General features: G+C 29.8%; 18 protein-coding genes. 6 read left to right on the top strand and 12 right to left on the bottom strand.

All coding sequences use genetic code 11. The features are described from left to right. Positions 1–21: 21 nt before the first annotated feature. Positions 22–216 (bottom strand): hypothetical protein, encoded by a 195-nt coding sequence (locus B5E58_RS02505; protein ID WP_088108111.1) that lies wholly within the window; start codon positions 214–216, stop codon positions 22–24. Positions 217–326: 110 nt separating this feature from the next. Between B5E58_RS02505 and B5E58_RS13410 the strand changes: the two genes are divergently transcribed. The 3 genes from B5E58_RS13410 (at position 327) to B5E58_RS02495 (ending at position 4,956) form a co-directional block, all read left to right on the top strand. After that, entirely contained in the window at positions 327–491 is a 165-nt protein-coding gene (locus B5E58_RS13410) for a hypothetical protein (RefSeq protein WP_158097646.1), read from the top strand. A gap of 246 nt (positions 492–737) precedes the next feature. Beyond that, positions 738–2,717, top strand: coding sequence for a DNA gyrase/topoisomerase IV subunit B (locus B5E58_RS02500; RefSeq protein ID WP_088108110.1), 1,980 nt, complete (start codon positions 738–740; stop codon positions 2,715–2,717). Between the two features lie 19 nt (positions 2,718–2,736). Next, positions 2,737–4,956, top strand: a complete 2,220-nt coding sequence (locus B5E58_RS02495; RefSeq protein WP_088108109.1) for a DNA gyrase subunit A — start codon at positions 2,737–2,739, stop codon at positions 4,954–4,956. A gap of 52 nt (positions 4,957–5,008) precedes the next feature. Here B5E58_RS02495 and B5E58_RS02490 read toward each other — a convergent pair whose 3' ends face one another. Beyond that, a complete protein-coding gene (locus B5E58_RS02490; RefSeq protein ID WP_088108108.1) occupies positions 5,009–5,263 on the bottom strand; it encodes a hypothetical protein in 255 nt (84 codons plus the stop codon). A gap of 85 nt (positions 5,264–5,348) precedes the next feature. Here B5E58_RS02490 and B5E58_RS02485 point away from each other — a divergent pair, with 85 nt between their 5' ends. Continuing rightward, on the top strand, positions 5,349–6,113 hold the full coding sequence (locus tag B5E58_RS02485; protein ID WP_158097645.1) for a 3'-5' exonuclease: 765 nt from the start codon (positions 5,349–5,351) through the stop codon (positions 6,111–6,113). A gap of 37 nt (positions 6,114–6,150) precedes the next feature. Here B5E58_RS02485 and holA read toward each other — a convergent pair whose 3' ends face one another. The 6 genes from holA to B5E58_RS02455 are packed head-to-tail and all read right to left on the bottom strand — an operon-like array spanning position 6,151 to position 13,224. Further along, complete coding sequence (gene holA, locus B5E58_RS02480) at positions 6,151–7,179, bottom strand: DNA polymerase III subunit delta (RefSeq protein WP_088108106.1); 1,029 nt, start codon at positions 7,177–7,179, stop codon at positions 6,151–6,153. Positions 7,180–7,182: 3 nt separating this feature from the next. After that, entirely contained in the window at positions 7,183–9,486 is a 2,304-nt protein-coding gene (locus B5E58_RS02475) for a ComEC/Rec2 family competence protein (RefSeq protein WP_088108105.1), read from the bottom strand. A 2-nt stretch (positions 9,487–9,488) separates the two neighbouring features. Further along, positions 9,489–10,439 (bottom strand): GerMN domain-containing protein, encoded by a 951-nt coding sequence (locus B5E58_RS02470; RefSeq protein WP_088108104.1) that lies wholly within the window; start codon positions 10,437–10,439, stop codon positions 9,489–9,491. Positions 10,440–10,456: 17 nt separating this feature from the next. Continuing rightward, positions 10,457–11,914: a sensor histidine kinase gene (locus tag B5E58_RS02465; RefSeq protein ID WP_088108103.1), complete on the bottom strand. Its 1,458-nt coding sequence runs from the start codon at positions 11,912–11,914 to the stop codon at positions 10,457–10,459. After that, positions 11,895–12,584, bottom strand: a complete 690-nt coding sequence (locus tag B5E58_RS02460; RefSeq protein WP_088108102.1) for a response regulator transcription factor — start codon at positions 12,582–12,584, stop codon at positions 11,895–11,897. The genes B5E58_RS02465 and B5E58_RS02460 overlap by 20 nt, the downstream gene beginning before the upstream one ends. 13 nt (positions 12,585–12,597) lie before the next feature. Next, positions 12,598–13,224: a helix-hairpin-helix domain-containing protein gene (locus B5E58_RS02455; RefSeq protein WP_088108101.1), complete on the bottom strand. Its 627-nt coding sequence runs from the start codon at positions 13,222–13,224 to the stop codon at positions 12,598–12,600. A gap of 104 nt (positions 13,225–13,328) precedes the next feature. Between B5E58_RS02455 and B5E58_RS02450 the strand changes: the two genes are divergently transcribed. Then, a complete protein-coding gene (locus B5E58_RS02450; protein ID WP_088108100.1) occupies positions 13,329–14,708 on the top strand; it encodes a D-alanyl-D-alanine carboxypeptidase family protein in 1,380 nt (459 codons plus the stop codon). Positions 14,709–14,748: 40 nt separating this feature from the next. On the opposite strand, the gene B5E58_RS02445 is transcribed toward B5E58_RS02450, so the two are convergent. From B5E58_RS02445 to rpsT, 4 genes are all read right to left on the bottom strand, one after another. After that, a complete protein-coding gene (locus tag B5E58_RS02445; RefSeq protein ID WP_088108099.1) occupies positions 14,749–15,177 on the bottom strand; it encodes a GTP pyrophosphokinase in 429 nt (142 codons plus the stop codon). A gap of 1 nt (position 15,178) precedes the next feature. Next, on the bottom strand, positions 15,179–15,877 hold the full coding sequence (locus B5E58_RS02440; protein WP_088108098.1) for an MgtC/SapB family protein: 699 nt from the start codon (positions 15,875–15,877) through the stop codon (positions 15,179–15,181). An 11-nt stretch (positions 15,878–15,888) separates the two neighbouring features. Next, positions 15,889–16,359: a Cys-tRNA(Pro) deacylase gene (ybaK, locus tag B5E58_RS02435; RefSeq protein ID WP_088108097.1), complete on the bottom strand. Its 471-nt coding sequence runs from the start codon at positions 16,357–16,359 to the stop codon at positions 15,889–15,891. Positions 16,360–16,445: 86 nt separating this feature from the next. Next, positions 16,446–16,712: a 30S ribosomal protein S20 gene (gene rpsT / locus B5E58_RS02430; protein ID WP_088108096.1), complete on the bottom strand. Its 267-nt coding sequence runs from the start codon at positions 16,710–16,712 to the stop codon at positions 16,446–16,448. Positions 16,713–16,971: 259 nt separating this feature from the next. Between rpsT and gpr the strand changes: the two genes are divergently transcribed. After that, positions 16,972–17,973, top strand: a complete 1,002-nt coding sequence (gpr, locus tag B5E58_RS02425) for a GPR endopeptidase (protein ID WP_206608541.1) — start codon at positions 16,972–16,974, stop codon at positions 17,971–17,973. Positions 17,974–17,987 lie beyond the last annotated feature (14 nt).

The following is a 17,987-nucleotide window of genomic DNA, read 5'->3' as shown; positions in this document are numbered from 1 at the left end:
TTAAATATTAATATTTAAAAATTATCTGCAACAACCGCATGAACAGTTATTGTCATCAGACTGAGCTGATTCTCTACCCTGTGCATATCCTTCTTCAAAACCACATTTTTTGCCAGCTCTGAAACCTGCTTCGTATGCCTCTCTAAGTCTGCTATCATTGTTTGTATTATTACCACAGTTACCACAATTATTACAACTATTACATCTGCAACACATATTATCAATTCCCTCCTTGTCCTTTTCTTTACTACAATATATGTAAAATTTCAAAAAGTGTTACGAATAATTTATATTGTTATGAAAATACTATTTATGAGGTGATATATATGGATATTCCTAATTTTAAAAATGCAACAGACCTTTTAAATCATTCAAGAGAGGCAAGAGAACTTTTTATGTCAATGGGTGAACATTCTATGGGTAAAGTTATTTTAAACTCTGATAGTATCAAAACCATTGAAGATTTAAAAAAATACAAAAAAAGATTTTAAACAACAAAAAGCCTGATTTTTATCAGGCTTTTATAATTTTTATACACTATAATATAATATATTTTGTAAAAATTTTTGAGATATACAATACATTGACATAAAAAAATTAATTTGTTAAAATACATAGGTAACAGATGTTCGGTCTGTTAACTGTATCGGCAGAGAGTTGGGGAGTCTATTTTCATAGCTTCCTTTTTTTTGCTGTAATTATTATTAAAGTATAAAAATATTAAGTAGGTGTTATTAATGTCTGAAAAAAATGCAAATTCTTCATACAATAATGAGAGTATCACCTCTTTAAAGGGTGCTGACAGAGTTCGTCTTCGTCCTTCTGTAATATTTGGTTCAGATAGTATAGAAGGTTGTGAACACTCTGTATTTGAAATACTTTCAAACTCTATTGATGAGGCTCGTGAAGGTTTTGGAAATAAAATAGATATAACTCTTTTTAAAGATAAATCAATACTTATAAGAGATTATGGTAGAGGAATACCTGTTGATTTCAATCAAAAAGAAAACCGTTTCAACTGGGAACTTGTATTCTGCGAGCTTTACGCTGGTGGTAAATACAGTAATAACAGTGGTGAAAACTATGAGTTCAGTCTTGGTTTAAACGGTCTTGGAACTTGTGCCACACAGTATTCATCAGAATATATGGATGTTACTGTACTTCGTGACGGTTATAAATATGAACTTCACTTTGAAAAAGGTGAAAATATAGGTGGTCTTGTAAAAACAAAGACAGATGACAAAAAAACAGGTTCAGAAATAAAATGGCGTCCTGACAAAGATGTATTTACTGATATAGACATACCTATTTCATACTTTAAAGATATACTTAAAAAACAGGCTATTGTAAATGCTGGTTTGACATTTGAACTTTATGATGAAGAAAATGATGAGACAAGTATATTTGTATATGAAAATGGTATACGTGATTATATATCAGAGATAACAGGGGATAAAGGTTTTACAGATATACAATACTATGAAACAGAAACATCTGGTCGTGATAGAGAGGACAAGCCAGAATACAAACTTAAATTCCAAACTGCTTTCTGTTTTAACAATGAATATAACCTTTTGGAATACTATCACAACTCAAGTTTTCTTGAATACGGTGGTTCACCGGATAAAGCTGTAAAAAATGCTTTTGTATTTGCAATAGATAAATATATCAAAAACAATGGTCTTTATAAAAAAGATGAAAAGAAAATAACATTTTCTGATATTGAGGATAGTCTTATACTTGTAATAAACTCATTCTCAACAATGACAAGTTATGAAAATCAGACAAAGAAATCAATAACAAATAAATTTATACAAGATGCCATGGCTGATTATTTCAAACATCAGCTTGAAGTATATTTTATAGAAAATAAGATTGAAGCTGACAAAATTGCAAATCAGGTTTTAGCAAACAAACGAAGCAGAGAAACAGCAGAAAAAACAAGAGTTAGTATAAGAAAAAAACTTACAGGAAATATTGATATAAATAATCGTGTTGAAAAATTTGTAAATTGTCGTTCAAAGGATGTTGAAAAACGTGAAATATATATTGTTGAGGGTGACTCTGCTTTAGGTTCATGTAAATTGGGAAGAAATGCAGAGTTTCAAGCAATAATACCTGTAAGAGGAAAAATACTTAACTGTTTAAAGGCTGATTACAATAAAATATTTGCAAACAGTATAATAACAGACCTTTTAAAGGTTTTAGGCTGTGGTGTTGAGATAAAATCAAAACACAACTCTGACCTTAACTCTTTCGATATCAACCAGCTTAAATGGAACAAAGTAATAATATGTACTGATGCCGATGTGGACGGCTTCCAGATAAGAACTCTTATTTTAACAATGCTCTATCGTCTTGTGCCAACACTTATAAAAGAAAAGAAAGTATACATTGCCGAGTCCCCACTCTATGAGATAACAGCTGGCAAAAATACTTACTTTGCCTATTCTGACAGTGAAAAAACACAGATACTTTCAAAAATAAAGGGCAAATATAAAATACAGCGTTCAAAGGGACTTGGTGAAAACCAGCCGGAAATGATGTGGGAAACAACAATGAACCCAAAAACACGCCGTCTCATACTTGTTACACCGGACACAGTTGAAAATACGCAAGAAAAATTTGAACTTCTTTTAGGTGAAAACTTAAAAGGAAGAAAAGAATTTATAGAAGAATTCGGTCACTTATATATAGATTTAAGCGATATAAGCTGATAGAAAGGCAGGCTTTAATATGGCTAATAAAAAAGATACTGATGATTTTATATCATTAAATATAGTTGAACAAAAAATTACAGACACTCTTGAGCTTAACTATATGCCCTATGCAATGAGTGTAATAGTTTCAAGGGCAATACCTGAAATAGACGGTTTCAAACCTTCCCACAGAAAGCTCCTCTATACAATGTATAAAACAGGACTTTTGACAGGCGACAGAAAAAAATCATCTGCTGTTGTAGGTGACACAATGAAACTTAATCCTCACGGTGACGCTGCAATATATGAAACAATGGTCAGACTTACAGAGGGAAATGGAGCACTTTTACACCCTTTTGTTGACTCAAAAGGTAACTTTGGAAAACAATACTCAAGGGACATGGCATATGCAGCAGCAAGATATACAGAAGTTAAGTTATCTCCAATATGTAATGAGATATTTGCAGACATAGATAAAAATACAGTTGAGTTTGTAGATAACTTTGACTCATCAATGAAAGAGCCTGTACTTTTACCTACAACTTTTCCAAATATACTTGTAAACCCAAATCAAGGTATAGCCGTAGGTATGGCAAGCTCAATTTGTAGTTTCAATTTAAAGGAAGTATGTGATACAGCTATTGCATACATAAAAAATGAAAACTGTGATATATCAAAAACTTTAAAAGCTCCTGACTTTTCAACAGGTGGAGAGATAATATACTCCGAAAACACAATGAAATCTATATATGAGACAGGTAGAGGAAGTTTTAAAGTACGTTCAAAATATAGATATGATGCTAAAAATAGTTGTATAGAAGTTTATGAAATACCATACACAACTAATGTTGAGTCTATAATAGACAAAATAATACAGCTTATAAAAGCGGGAAAAATACGTGATATAACAGACATTCGTGATGAAACAGACCTTAATGGTCTTAAAATAGCAATAGACATAAAGAAAAGCACAAAACCTGATATACTCATGCAAAAACTCTTTACAATGACACCTTTACAAGACTCTTTCAGTTGTAATTTCAATCTTTTAATTAAAGGAAGTCCAATGACAATGGGCATAAAGGGTATATTAAGAGAATGGACACTTTTCAGAATGGAGTCTATAAGAAATCAGACAGCTTTTGACATAAAGAAAAAAAGTGATAAAAAACATCTTCTTGAAGGACTTTCAAAAATACTTATGGATATAGACAAGGCTATTTCAATAATAAGAAACACAGAACTTGAAAATGATGTTGTTCCAAATCTTATGAGTGGCTTTGATATTGACGAAATACAAGCTGAGTATATAGCAGAGATAAAACTTAGAAATATAAACAAAGAATATATTTTAAACAGAATAAAAGAGCTTGACACTTTGACAAAGGATATAAATGACCTTAAGGAAATATTAAATAGTGATAACAAAATCAAAAATATAATATGTCAGCAACTTAAAAAAGTAGCAAAAAAATATGGAAAAGACAGACTTACTTCAATTATAGATGAAAATGAAATTGAAACTGTATCAACAGAAGATTTTGTTGAAGATTACAGCCTTAGACTTTTCCTTACAAAAGAAAATTATTTCAAAAAAATATCTCTTGTATCCCTTCGCTCCTCGGGAGAACAAAAGCTCAAAGAGGGGGACGAAATTATACAGGAAATTGAAACAACAAATAAATCTGAAGTTCTTTTATTCTCAGATAAATGTAATGTATATAAAATAAAAACAAAAGATATTGCAGACAGTAAAGCTAGTCTTTTGGGAGAATATTTGACAAATCTTTTAGGACTTGATGAAGATGAAAAAATACTTTATATGGTACCAACTTATGACTATACTGGATTTATGATTTTCGTTTATGAGTCTGGAAAAGCAAGCCGAATACCTTTAAGCTCTTATGCAACAAAAACAAACCGTAAAAAACTTATAAATGCATATTCATCGAAATCACCTGTTGTATATATGGAAAAATTTGATGACGAAGCTGATATAATTGTATTCAGAGATACAGACAAAGCATCTTTAATAAATACAAATCTTATATCAGAGTCTGCCACAAAGAGTGCTTCAGGAATGCAGATTTATACATTAAAGAAAAACAGCAAAATTTCTTCTGTAATGAAAGCAGAAAATTTCCAAAGTGAAGATATAGAATATTATAGAGCTGAAAATATACCATCAACAGGGCATTTCTTAAAAGAAGATGACATATCAAAAAATGAGCTTTCAGGTCAATTAAGTATTTTATAAAACAAAAAACACCTACACAATGTAGGTGTTTTTATATTTTTATAATTTAAAATCAGCAAAGATAATCGTACCATTCCCACTCTGTTTCCATTATATCCTCTAAACTTTCAGATGAAGGCTCCTCAACAAGTTCAAATTCTACCTGAAACTCATGGTATCTCTCCCCTTCTATTGTTGCAATACCTGTAATAACATAATTCTTTCCTTCACCCTCTACATACTCCCCTTCAAGTATAAGTTCATCTTCCTCTATCTCAATCATATTAATACCGTTTTTTTTCTGTTCCTCTGTAAATTCAAAACGCATTTAATGCACCCCTTTTAAAATTATTTTATTATTTATAAAAATATGATATACTATTACAGAAAAAAAGTAAATAATGGAGGATATTATGAATTATATAGTTCTTGATTTGGAGTTTAATCAACCTTTTCATTTTAAAACTGGAAAATCATCTGAATTAAATCCTGAATGTCCCTTTGAAATAATACAAATCGGTGCTGTAAAACTTAATAAAAATTTTGAAGTTTCAAATACATTTAACTGTATGATAAAACCACAATTTTATACAAGAATACACCCATATGTTGAAAAAATAACAGGAATAAAAGAAGAAGACCTTAAAGATAAAGTTTCTTTCAAAGAAGCCTTTAAACAATTTACAAAATTTATAGGTGATGAAGACAGCGTTCTTTGTACATGGGGTATTGATGATATAAAATCACTTTACAGAAATATACTTGTTCACAATATAAATATTGACCTTATAACAAATAAATATATAAATGTACAGGCCTATGCTACAAAATATCTTAACTATGAAGCAGGAAAAACAATAGGCTTAAAAAATGCAGTTACAGAGCTTGACATAGAAATAGAAAACTCTTTCCATGATGCTTTAAATGATGCAGACTATACAGCAAAAATATTTAAAATAGTAAAACCTAAAAAAATGGACTATGACACATTTAATGTTATGGACTTAGCAAGAAAAAAGACAGGAAAACGCATAATAAACACAAAAGCTCTCATGGAACATTTTATATCAGAGCTTGGTCGTGAAATAAGCGACGAGGAAGCAAAAATAATAAAAATGGCTTATAAATTAGGTAGAAATCAAACTTTTGACTCTGTATATATAAAGAAATCAAAATAAAAAAAGACATCTGAAAATTCAGATGTCTTTTATATTTTTATATACTATATTTAAGTATAAGAGTTTCAACGGCTGTTTCAGCATCAATAAGACCTGTTTTTATACTCATATCAATTTCAATACATTCCTCAAGAGCTCTTTTGAGACCTGAAACAGTAAAATTTTTAGATTGAGCAATATACTCTTTTACAACAAAATCACGTATACCAATCATAGTAGCTATACTTTTCATATCCTCACCGGCGTTTGTCAAAACCATACATTGAAGTATCAATCTAAACTGACGAACAACCATATACAGTATCATTCCGGGGTATTCTTTCATAAGTATAAGATTTTTATATATAGTCAAAGCCTTATCTGGTTTTCTCTTTCCAATAGCTCCTACAAGGTCAAATATTTTAGTTTCAAGAGATTTTGTACATATATCATCTATATCCTTTACAGTGACTTCCTCGCCCTCTTTTTTATATGACTCAAGTTTCTCAATCTCCCTTGAAAGATTTTCAAGCTCTCCTCCGGCACTTCTTATTAAATATGAAGCTGTTGATTTAGAAATAACAATTTTATATTTTTTAAGACTTCTTGAAATCCATTCAATAATATCCTTCTCATCAGGCGTTTTAAATTCACAGGCATATCCTATTTTTGTAAAAGTTTTATATATTTTCTTTCTCTTATCAATTTCATCTTCAGAAAATACAAGACAGACACTATCAGGCAAATTTTTTATGTATTCCTCCAAAGTGTCAACTTCTTCACTGTTTCCTGTGTCTTTTTCAGTATCATCATCACCCTTTTTACTTCCTCTAAAATATCCGCTATTTCTCACAATAAGAAGTTTTTTATCACTGAAAAAAGGCATAGTTTCACAAAAGTCCATTATTTTTTCAACACTAATAGACTTATCCTCCATACAGAGATAATTCATCATCTCAAAAGAAGGGTCAATAATAGCTTTTTTTAATCTTTCCTCATAGTTTTTTTTCAAAAAATTTTCACTACCATAGAAAAGATAACATTTTTTTATATCACCGGATTTTATATGTTTTTGTATCTCTTTCATGACCTACTCCGTTTCAATTACAGGTTTTATTTTATAAAAATCACTATACAATTCAACTACTAAAGATTTATTAACTGATGTATTATAATATTTTATGTGATATTTATCAAGTACATCTTTAATATTATTTGAAATATCTTCATCAGAAGATATAATTCCAATATCAGGAGAAATATTTTTAGAAAAATCATCAATAAAATCTGTATATGCTGGTATTTTTACAATATCAGATTTTAAATCAATATTTTTTGATAGTATCAAATTTTGGTCTGATTTTTCTATATCTCCTGTAAATAAAATAGTATTTTCCCTATCTTTAAACTTCATAACTATTGAACTATGATTTTCATTTCCGTCATAAATTTGATAATCTAAAAAAGGATATAATATTTCAAATTCTGCCTTGTTATTCAAATTAACACTATCTCCAAAAGATACTTCATACAATGGTATATTTCTTTCAAATGTGCTTTCAACAAGTTTTGTATAAATTCCAGTTTTAGCAAAATCAAATTTAGGTATTATAACATTTTTGACATCAAAATTCTCTATTATCTCAATAGCACCTTTTGCGTTATACTCATTCATATTAGATATAAACAAAACATCAACGCTGTCTTCTCCCTTATATTCCAAATATGGTATAACATCATTAATGCCTGTATTATTTCCAAAATCTAAAAAATGACCACCACCATCAACAACAGCAGTAAAACCGTCATATGTAGTGTAAACAGCAGAATTACCCTTTCCCACATTAATAAATGCAAATTCATTCTTTTTAAAAATATAATCATAATTAATTATAAATGAAAATAATAAGGCTGTTACAATAGAAAAACATCTTATATATTTTTTATCTATAAAAATAAATATCCATACGAAAGTAATATAAAACAATAAAACAGCAATAATATTTATACTACCTGTTTCAATATATAGATACTTAGAATTTTCTGTTATTGCAGCTAAAAATTTTATAAAATTAATAAGTACAAATACAGTTCCTGCCAAAAAGACTCCCAAAAAATGTATTAAAAATGAAGTTATAACAGAAACAAAACCCATAATAACAATAATTCCGGCAACAGGAATTACAATTATATTTAAAAACAAAGATGCTATTGAAACACCATAAAAATAATACATACATAAAGGTAGTGTCATTATATTTGCACCCATTGATATAAAAGCAACTGATTTAACAAAACTATTTATATTGTCAAATCTTTCAGAAATTTCATTTCCCATTCCTATGCCTATTGCAGCTATAAAAGAAAGTTGAAAACTTATACTATAAAGACTTTCAGGAGAAACAATAAGTATAATAAGTGCGGCCACAGCAACAGAATTTAGTATATCACTTTCCTCTCTTATTATATTTCCTATCAAAATAATAAGAGACATTATACAAGCTCTTACAACTGAAGGATTAGAACCGCAAAATAACATAAACATAATTATAAAAGGAATTGTTATTAAAGATGAAATTCTTCTTGATAATCTAAATATTACAGAAAACAAAAAATATATAAATCCTGAAACGACAGACATATGTAAACCCGAAACTGCTAATATATGACTTATTCCAGCTTTTTTAAATATATCTGTATAATACTCATCTATATACCTTTTCTCTCCTGTAATCATAGCTTTAAGTATTCCGCCCTCTCTTACAGGTAGAATAGTATCAATTTTTTCATTTACACAATCACGTAAATTTTCAATATACCAATAAAAATCTTTTTGTATATTTTTTGATGTAATTTCAAATGTATCACCAAATATACTATAATCATATCCATTATAATACATATAATTATTTTGTGAAAACATACCAGGAAAAGGAGCTTCATCACCTTTTTCAATTACACCTTTAATTTTTACTGTCATTCCATTTTCAATATTAACACCTTTTTCACAGACTGCTGTAATATTAAATTTATCATTTGTATTGGCATTATCTGTATAAATATTAGCTTTTCTCAAGTTCATAACTTGATAACCATTTTCAGATATATATTCATCACTTACAATGCCTTCAACATAAACTTCAACGCCATTTCTCACAAATCTTTCAGCAATTTCAGATTTTGGCGTAATACTTTTAAAAGCCAAAACCATACCTAAAATAGTAAAAATGCTTAGAACAAAAAACACTTTCATTCTATTAAAACGCATTATAATTATTTCAGAAATAATAATAACAGCCAAAAACAGGGCAATATCTGTTTTTGATTTCAGATAATGCCCTGCTAAAAGTCCCATTATATAATAAAAAACAACATATATTATAGTCCTTTTCATATTTAATCACCATATACTGTGTCAGCCTCAAAAGGTTTGCTAAAATCCATATGACCTTTAAAATCCTGCTGTTTTTCACCTTCTATAAGAAACTGCACTTTTTTAATATTATCCAATTCTGTAAGAGAATTTACTATTGAGTATATTGTAAACCATTCTCCAGCAGAACCACCTGTATGTTTAACCACAAAATCGCCACTTAAATCAACATAACAAATCCCGTCTGTTGTCTCTGTTTTTATACTCCTAAGTTTTGTTTCTGGTGGAACTGTTGGATAACTTCCTGACTCTTTAGGTCCTTTTATAAGCTCCTCTATTATATATTTTTCAATAGGCTCATTAGGATTAACTTCAATTTCTCTTTCCTCAACGTTAAACTGTGTAGCATCTTTGTTTGAAAAATAAAGTTTTACAGTTCTATAATTTTTAGGTTCTGGTGATATCACCGTATCTATAACAACATCATCAGCACCCATAATGCCTATAACTTGACCATTTGCCTTTTTAATATCCTCTCCAGCAACAGTTATTCTCACATAATCAACAAAATCAAGACCTGTAAGAGTTTTTACAATAGAAGCTCTGAGTATAAGCTCATCGCCAGAGTCAAGAGAATAATAATCAGAAGATATATCAACAGTAACAATATTTTTATTTATATTTACTTTTTCAAAAATAACATTGTCTGGTATAACACCTTGAAGTCCTTCTGTTTTAGGTCCTGCTTTAAGCTCTTTTAAAACAGAAACTACAATATCATTATTGTTTTCGCCTTTAACTTCTCGTTGTTCACTTTTCATAACAGATGTTGTAGTCTCAATAAAATAAAAATCTATTCCAACATCTATCATGTCATCTTTGTTTGTAACATATCTTATGCCCAAAATACAACCTAAAAATATAATTAATATACCAATACATATAACTATATTTCTCAATAATTTTTTATTCAATGAAGCACCTCCTTATTTTATATAGATTCCATTGATTTAACATTCTGTCTCAAAGGAATTCTTACAACAAATGTTGTGCCTTCATTTTCTTTACTTGTAACTTTTATACTTCCATTATGCATAAGAACTGTTGAATGAGTTATGGAAAGTCCTAAACCTGTTCCACCTGTTTCTCTATCTCTTGTCTTATCAACACGATAAAAACGGTTAAATATTTTTCCAAGTTCTTCTTCTGCAATCCCTATTCCTGTATCAACAACTTTAAAGAATGCATTTTGGTGGTCACAGTCAACATATAAACTTACCTTTCCACCATTGTCTGTATATTTTATACCATTTTCAACAAGATTTGATATTGCCAAAGTAAATTTTGTACTATCAACTTCAGCAGAAACCTCTTTATCAGCAATAAGCTCAATAGTTATATTTTTCGCATAGGCAAGAGGTGAAAGTCTTTTAACTATATCACCACAAAGTTTTACCATATCTGTCATCTCATACTTTATAGGAATTTCTCTCTGGTCAAGCTTAACAAGTGTTAATAAGTCGTTTATTATCTCTGTCATTCTGTCAACTTCAGAGTTTATATCCTGAAGAAATTCAACATACATTTCTTTTGGAACTTCCTCCTGAAGAAGTATAGACTCGCTTAAAACTTTTATAGAACTTAAAGGTGTTTTAAGTTCATGGGATACATTTGAAACAAAAGTCTGCCTTGTACTTTCAACCTGTTCAAGTTTATCAGCCATATTATTACAAGCCTCTGCAAGGTCTGATATTTCATTATGGCTTCTCTTATTAACAACAACCCTTTGCTCAAGATGACCTTCTGACATTTTTTTAATAACATCAAGCATATTTTTTAAAGGCTCTGTTATTATCTGAGACATAAAAAACATTACAATACCTGATATTATAACAACTCCACCAAGAAGTATTGCAACTTGTTTTTGTATATCGTCTATGGTATCAAAAATATCAGAAGATGAGTCAGATATAAGTACAGCACCAATCTGATTTGATTTACTATCAACAATAGTTACAGCAGCATATATAATTTCTCCAGCCTGCTCTTTTGCAACATCTTTATTATCTAATGCTTCAACAATTTCAGGAATTAAAATTGTTTTTCCTGTTTCTGTTTTATTTGAGTCATTTACAACCATTCCTGATGAGTCAACAACTATTATTCTATATCCACCCTGTCGGCTTGTCTCTTGAATATCATAGTCAAAAAGCTCTTTCTTGCTCTCATCAAAAAGATAATTCATAACTGTAATATGGCCAGATATTACATTAGCCTGACTTAAAAGCTCTTTTTTTCTCTCCTCAACATAATATTTATTCATTGTTCTAAATGTTGTACTTGTAAAAAAGAGAAGTGGTATAAATCCTATAAATATATATGTTGCCAAAAGAGTCCATCTAAGACTTCTAAAACCTTTCTTTTTTCCCTTAGTTAAAATAGTAACCAACTCCCCATTTTGTAAATATATATTTAGGTTCACTTGGATTTGCTTCTATTTTTTCTCTAAGGCGTCTAACATGAACATCAACAGTTCTTACATCTCCCGGATAATCATAGCCCCAAACTGTATCAAGAAGATTTTCTCTACTATAAACTTTGCCGGGATTTTCCATAAAAAGTTCAAGAAGGTCAAATTCTTTTGCAGTAAGGTTTGTTTCTTTTCCATCTATAAAAACTCGTCTACTTTCATATTCAAGTTCAAGCTCTCTTATTTTAAGTGTTTTAGCGGCTTCTTTAACAGGTGCAGCCTTTTTAACACTTCTTCTAAGTATAGCTTTTATTCTAGCTTTTAACTCAAGAATATTAAAAGGCTTTGTTATATAGTCATCTGCACCATACTCCAATCCCATTATCTTGTCCATATCCTCGCCTTTTGCAGTTACCATTATTATAGGCACTTGAGAAAACTCTCTTGTCTGCTGACAAACTTCAAGACCGTCCATTTTTGGAAGCATTACATCAAGTACAACAAGGTCATAATTACCTGCTTTTATAAGATTTAAAGCTTCCTCCCCATCAAAGGCGGAATCAACCTCCATTCCATCCTGTTCAAGAGAAAACTTTATGCCTTTTACAATAAGTTTTTCATCATCTACAACTAAAATTTTATATGCCATTTTTACCTCCTGATTATTCTAAAGTGATAAACTCTCTTATTTTTTCAAAAGTTTTATCACCTATTCCATAAACATTTTTAATTTCATCAATGGTTTTAAAACCACTATTTTTCTCCCTATATTCAATAATTCTATCCGACAAAGCGTCTCCTATACCTGGAAGAACCATAAGTTCATCTTTTGTAGCAATATTTATGTTTATCCCTTTACCAAGAGAAACATCTTCTGCTGTTTCAATGTCGTTAGGTGTCGTTTTTTCGGTTATTTCCTTACTATACATTATACATACTTTTCCGGAATTCTCAATTATAAAGTGTTGACTATGAAACAGTGGCATTTCTAAATTACTTTCATCAATATTTCCATCAGGTATTCCCCCTGCCCTATATATAAGGTCTCCAAGAGTTGATAAAGTATCCATATTGTATACACCGGGATAATTTATATTCCCACTTATTTCAACAGATATATTTTTACTGTAATCAGTCTTTGTATCAAATACAACACTATCTCCACCATTTATTAAAACAGCTCCCTGATTTCTATCTAAAAAGCCATTATAAAATATTCCGGAAAATACTATTAATATACATAAAACTATAATTGTTATATAAAATCTTTCAAAAACCTTAAAATTCAAATTTTAATCACTTCCAAATACAAAAATAGTTTTTATTTTTATTAAAATCTGTTATAATAATTAACTGTATATTACGGTTAAAAAAATTATGTAAGGAGAAAAAAATGAGAGCAGCTTTTTTAAAACTTTTCATTTTATTATATATTTTTTCTGCAAATATTTCCACAGTTTATGCGGAAAAAAATGAAGTACAAACACAACAGGAAACACAAACAACAATAGAACCAAAAACAAACCTTATTGACCCTAACACAACCCTTGATATAATAGGCGAAAGTGCAATACTCATGGACGCTTCGACTGGCGAAATACTCTATGAAAAAAACATGCACGAACAACTCTATCCAGCTAGTATAACAAAACTTATGACTGTTCTTCTTGCTTTTGAATACGGAAAACTTGATGAAACAGTAACATTTTCAGAAGAAGCCATATTTGGTATAGAAAGAAACAGCAGTCATATAGCTCTTGATGTTGGGGAACAGATTACCCTTGAACAATGTCTCTATGCAATACTTCTTCAATCCGCAAATGAGGCTTCTTTGGGAGTAGCTGAACATATAGGTGGTTCAAAAGAAGGCTTTGCAGATATGATGAATGAAAAGGCAAAAGAACTAGGCTGTCAAAATACTCATTTTGTAAACCCTAACGGACTTCACGATGACAATCATTATACTTCTGCCTATGATATGGCACTTATAGCAAAGGAAGTATTAAAATACGATAAATTCAGAGAGATAATAGCAACTCTCAAATATGAAATACCTCCAACAAACAAACAGCCTGAGACAAGATATTTATATGCACAACATCAGATGATTAAACCACCTTCAATATATGTATATGAAGGTTGTGAGGGAGGAAAAACAGGTTTTACAAACCAAGCTTTAAACACTCTTGTAACCTATACAAAAAGAGATGATACAGAACTTATAGCTGTTGTATTAAAAGACACAGGTGCAAACACATATGTTGATACAAAAACTCTTTTTGATTATGGTTTTGAAAATTATGAAACACTTAAAGCTTTTTCATCAGACGATTTTTCAACACAAAAGGACATAACCCAAACATACAAAAAAGATACCTTTGACCTTGGAAAACTTGATATAAAAGCTGACACAGATGTTTATACAACAGTAAAAAAATCTGATACAAAGCCTGAATATACTCAAAAAATAAATATAGATAACAATAAAATAGTACCTACAATAAAAGAAGGAAGTACCATTGGAACTGTTGATATATATGATGGCGAAACAAAAGTTGGTTATTCAAATCTTATAGCTTCAAATACAATAGAAGCTATACCAGAAGAAACTATTAAAGCTCAGAAAAAAGAAGAATTAAAATCATTAATATTAAACATAGTAAAGATTATAGTTACAGTTATTATAATATTTATAGTATTAATTATAATTATAAGAATTGTTCACAGAAGAAAATACAGAAGAAAAAAATTTAGAAGAAGAAAATACAGATAAAATAATACTAAATTAAGCCGGATTTAAAAATCCGGCTTTTTTATTTCATAATAAAATCAAGAGCTTTTTTATATTTCTCCAAACGGTCAATATCTTTTTGTGTTACAACTTTAAGTCTTGTCAAATCGCTATTGTGAATTATATCTTCTTTTTTTACAGCAATTGCAATTTCATTTGTTTTTACTCTATTTATATAGTCCATGTAATCTTCATTTTTATTTTTTGTGAGACATTTTAAAGCCTCTAAAATATTATCAGGTATACCCTCTTTTTTTAAATCATCAAAAGTTAAGTTTGCATCTTCAACAACATCATGTAAAATAGCTGTGACAGTAGTTTCCTCTGTAACCATTTTATCAGCAATTAAAATAGGGTGTAATATATAAGGCATACCACCTTTGTCATAAACATCTTTATGGGCATTATAGGCTATAATCATAGCTTTTTTAGTAAGTTCAGTATATATCATATTAACCCTCCACAATTTTTACAGAAATAGCACTGCCTGCAAACATCATTTCTTCAACAATAATTGCATTACTATAAAAAGAAGGTGCTTGTATATCAAGTATACACTCCTCATAGTCTTCTGTCTCATTAATTTTTTCTATTCCGTTTATTTTTACTCCTCTATCATGAAAAAATTCATCTGTATTTTTATAAAACTTACTGCTGTTTTTAAGTTTAACATATATTCGTATATTTCTTGGTCTTATCATAAATTTATTTTCTATATATTCAAACAAAACCAAAACAACAACTGTTACAACAGCAGAAAAAATAGAAATAAAATAATATCCCATACCAACAGCAAGACCTATACAGGCAACAGTCCATAAACTAGCAGCAGTTGTAAGTCCCTTTACAGAATTTTTAGTTTTTAATATGGTTCCAGCTCCAAGAAATCCTATACCACTTATAACAGAAGCTCCAAGCCTTCCTATATTACTTTCAGATACCGTTATTTTTTCGGAAGTCATTGAAAATATAACAGCATCACTTACTATTTTTACTTGAATAATTGCTATAACTGCCGCACTTACACATACAAGTATATGAGTTCTAAACCCTGCCGGTCTATTTCTTTTTGTTCTCTCAAAGCCTATTAAAGCCCCTATAAACACTGCCAACATAATTCTTATAACTATATCATTATAGGCAATATACATAAAGACCTCCTTTATTTTGTCAAATCAGCCTCTTTTGCAGAAACAAAATTTATAAGGCTTTCAGGATTAATTATAATCTGCTGACCTCTTATGCCAGCACTTACAGCTATTTCATCAAATAATATAGCTGTCTCATCTATATATGTAGGATATTTCTTTTTCATTCCAATAGGAGAACAACCACCTCTTATATATCCTGTTAAACCTAAAATTTCTTTAACGTGTATCATCTCAACTTTTTTATTTCCTGAAATATGGGCTGCTTTTTTAAGGTCGAGCTCATCATCAACAGGTATACAAAAAACATTTATACCGTTTTTATCTCCTCTTGTAACAAGAGTTTTAAAAACCTGTTCAGGGTTCATTCCTATTTCACTAGCTGCATGGCTTCCTGAAAGATTGTTTTCATCATATTCATATTCTTTTATACTGTAACTTATTCCTTCTGTATCAAGCATTCTCATAGCATTTGTTTTTGTCATGGGGTTAATTCTCCTTTACAGTAATTTTAAAAATAAAAAAACAGACTTATGGAAAACCATAAGTCTGCAAAAAATTTTAATAAAAATTAAGCATTTATTCCGTTTACAAGTCTAGCAAGAGTTGATTTCTTTCTAGCTGCTGCGTTTTTGTGGAAAATTCCTTTTGTGTATGCTCTGTCGATAGCTGAAACTGCACCAACTAAAGCTGCTGCTGCTTCCTCTTTGTTTCCAGCGTTAACAGCTACAACAACTTTTTTGATAGCTGTTTTAGTCTGAGATTTAATCATTCTATTTCTTAATGTCTTTTTGCTGATGACTTTAATTCTTTTTTTTGCAGATTTAATATTTGCCACGTTAATGTTCCTCCTAAAAATTGTTTGTTTTCGTTCTTTGTATTTTTAAAAATTTAGATATTGGGGAATATCGCTTTTTAAAAAAATATTAACCACTATTCTTCGACACGGTTGGGCAATTAGCCCTGTGGTTAAACCAACATAGTCTATTTTACTCTATATCTTACCATAAGTCAATGAATATATTAAAAAAATTGTGTATAAAATAAATTCTAAAAATAACTATTTTTATACTATACTACACAGCAGGAGGAATACTATGAACAAAGAAAATCACGATATAAATATATACTCCGGCATACGAACAGACTTAGCCATAGAAGCCAGAGAGAATTTTGAAAGTGATGAAATAGAAGGCGTAAAAACAGAGACAGAAAAAAACGAAAATTATACTATAACCCATGTAAGTATACTAAATGAAAAAGGTAGTGAAATTTTAGGAAAACCTATTGGAAATTATATAACAATAGAGTCTCCAGAAATGAGAGAAAATAATATTGATGTTCATGAAGAAATAATTGAAAAAACTTCCCAATGTATAAAAAAACTTATTGAAATAAACAATATAAATCCTACAAATATTCTTATTGCTGGATTAGGAAACAGATATGTGACTCCTGACGCTTTAGGACCAAAAACAATATCAAAAATACTTGTCACTCGCCATATTATAGATACAGTTTCAGAAGATATAGAAGGGGCTGTAAGCTCTGTATGTGCCATATCACCGGGAGTTATGGGTATAACAGGTATAGAGACAGGAGAGATAATAAAAGGCATAACAGAGAAAGTTAAACCAAATCTCATAATAGCCATAGACGCTTTAGCTGCAAGAAGATTTTCAAGAATAAATGCTACAATACAAATGTCAGATATAGGAATTATTCCCGGTGCTGGAGTTGGAAACAAAAGAATGGCTCTTGATAAAAAAACTCTCGGTGTGCCTGTAATAGCAATAGGTGTTCCAACAGTAGTTGATGCTGCTACTCTTGTAAATGATACTATGGATAGAATACTTGATGAAATGGTACAATCAGCAAAAGAAGGCACTGAAATATATAATATGCTTAAAAATCTTGACTATGATGAAAAATACAGACTTATAACAGAACTATTAACACCCTATGCTGGAAATATGTTTGTGACACCTAAAGAGGTTGACGCTGTTATAGATAGACTTGCAAATATAATAGGAAATTCAATAAATATATCTCTCCACGAAGGTATAACAACAGATGACATAAACAGATATAAATATTAAAATACTCCCCTTTT

It is taken from the genome of Tyzzerella sp. An114, from assembly GCF_002161055.1.
In the GTDB taxonomy this organism is placed as follows: Bacteria; Bacillota; Clostridia; order Lachnospirales; family Anaerotignaceae; genus Fimicola; species Fimicola cottocaccae.
This window is presented reverse-complemented; position numbering and strand designations above follow the sequence as displayed.

Excerpts from the sequence above, each read along its gene's own strand:
- B5E58_RS13410 (WP_158097646.1), top strand. The coding sequence starts at position 327 with ATGGATATTCCTAATTTTAAAAATGCAACAGACCTTTTAAATCATTCA.
- B5E58_RS02505 (WP_088108111.1), bottom strand. The coding sequence starts at position 216 with ATGTGTTGCAGATGTAATAGTTGTAATAATTGTGGTAACTGTGGTAAT.
- gpr (WP_206608541.1), top strand. The coding sequence starts at position 16,972 with ATGAACAAAGAAAATCACGATATAAATATATACTCCGGCATACGAACA.
- B5E58_RS02440 (WP_088108098.1), bottom strand. The coding sequence starts at position 15,877 with ATGTATATTGCCTATAATGATATAGTTATAAGAATTATGTTGGCAGTG.
- B5E58_RS02485 (WP_158097645.1), top strand. The coding sequence starts at position 5,349 with ATGAATTATATAGTTCTTGATTTGGAGTTTAATCAACCTTTTCATTTT.
- B5E58_RS02500 (WP_088108110.1), top strand. The coding sequence starts at position 738 with ATGTCTGAAAAAAATGCAAATTCTTCATACAATAATGAGAGTATCACC.
- ybaK (WP_088108097.1), bottom strand. The coding sequence starts at position 16,359 with ATGACAAAAACAAATGCTATGAGAATGCTTGATACAGAAGGAATAAGT.
- B5E58_RS02475 (WP_088108105.1), bottom strand. The coding sequence starts at position 9,486 with ATGAAAAGGACTATAATATATGTTGTTTTTTATTATATAATGGGACTT.
- B5E58_RS02490 (WP_088108108.1), bottom strand. The coding sequence starts at position 5,263 with ATGCGTTTTGAATTTACAGAGGAACAGAAAAAAAACGGTATTAATATG.
- holA (WP_088108106.1), bottom strand. The coding sequence starts at position 7,179 with ATGAAAGAGATACAAAAACATATAAAATCCGGTGATATAAAAAAATGT.
- B5E58_RS02460 (WP_088108102.1), bottom strand. The coding sequence starts at position 12,584 with ATGGCATATAAAATTTTAGTTGTAGATGATGAAAAACTTATTGTAAAA.
- B5E58_RS02445 (WP_088108099.1), bottom strand. The coding sequence starts at position 15,177 with ATGATATATACTGAACTTACTAAAAAAGCTATGATTATAGCCTATAAT.
- B5E58_RS02495 (WP_088108109.1), top strand. The coding sequence starts at position 2,737 with ATGGCTAATAAAAAAGATACTGATGATTTTATATCATTAAATATAGTT.
- B5E58_RS02450 (WP_088108100.1), top strand. The coding sequence starts at position 13,329 with ATGAGAGCAGCTTTTTTAAAACTTTTCATTTTATTATATATTTTTTCT.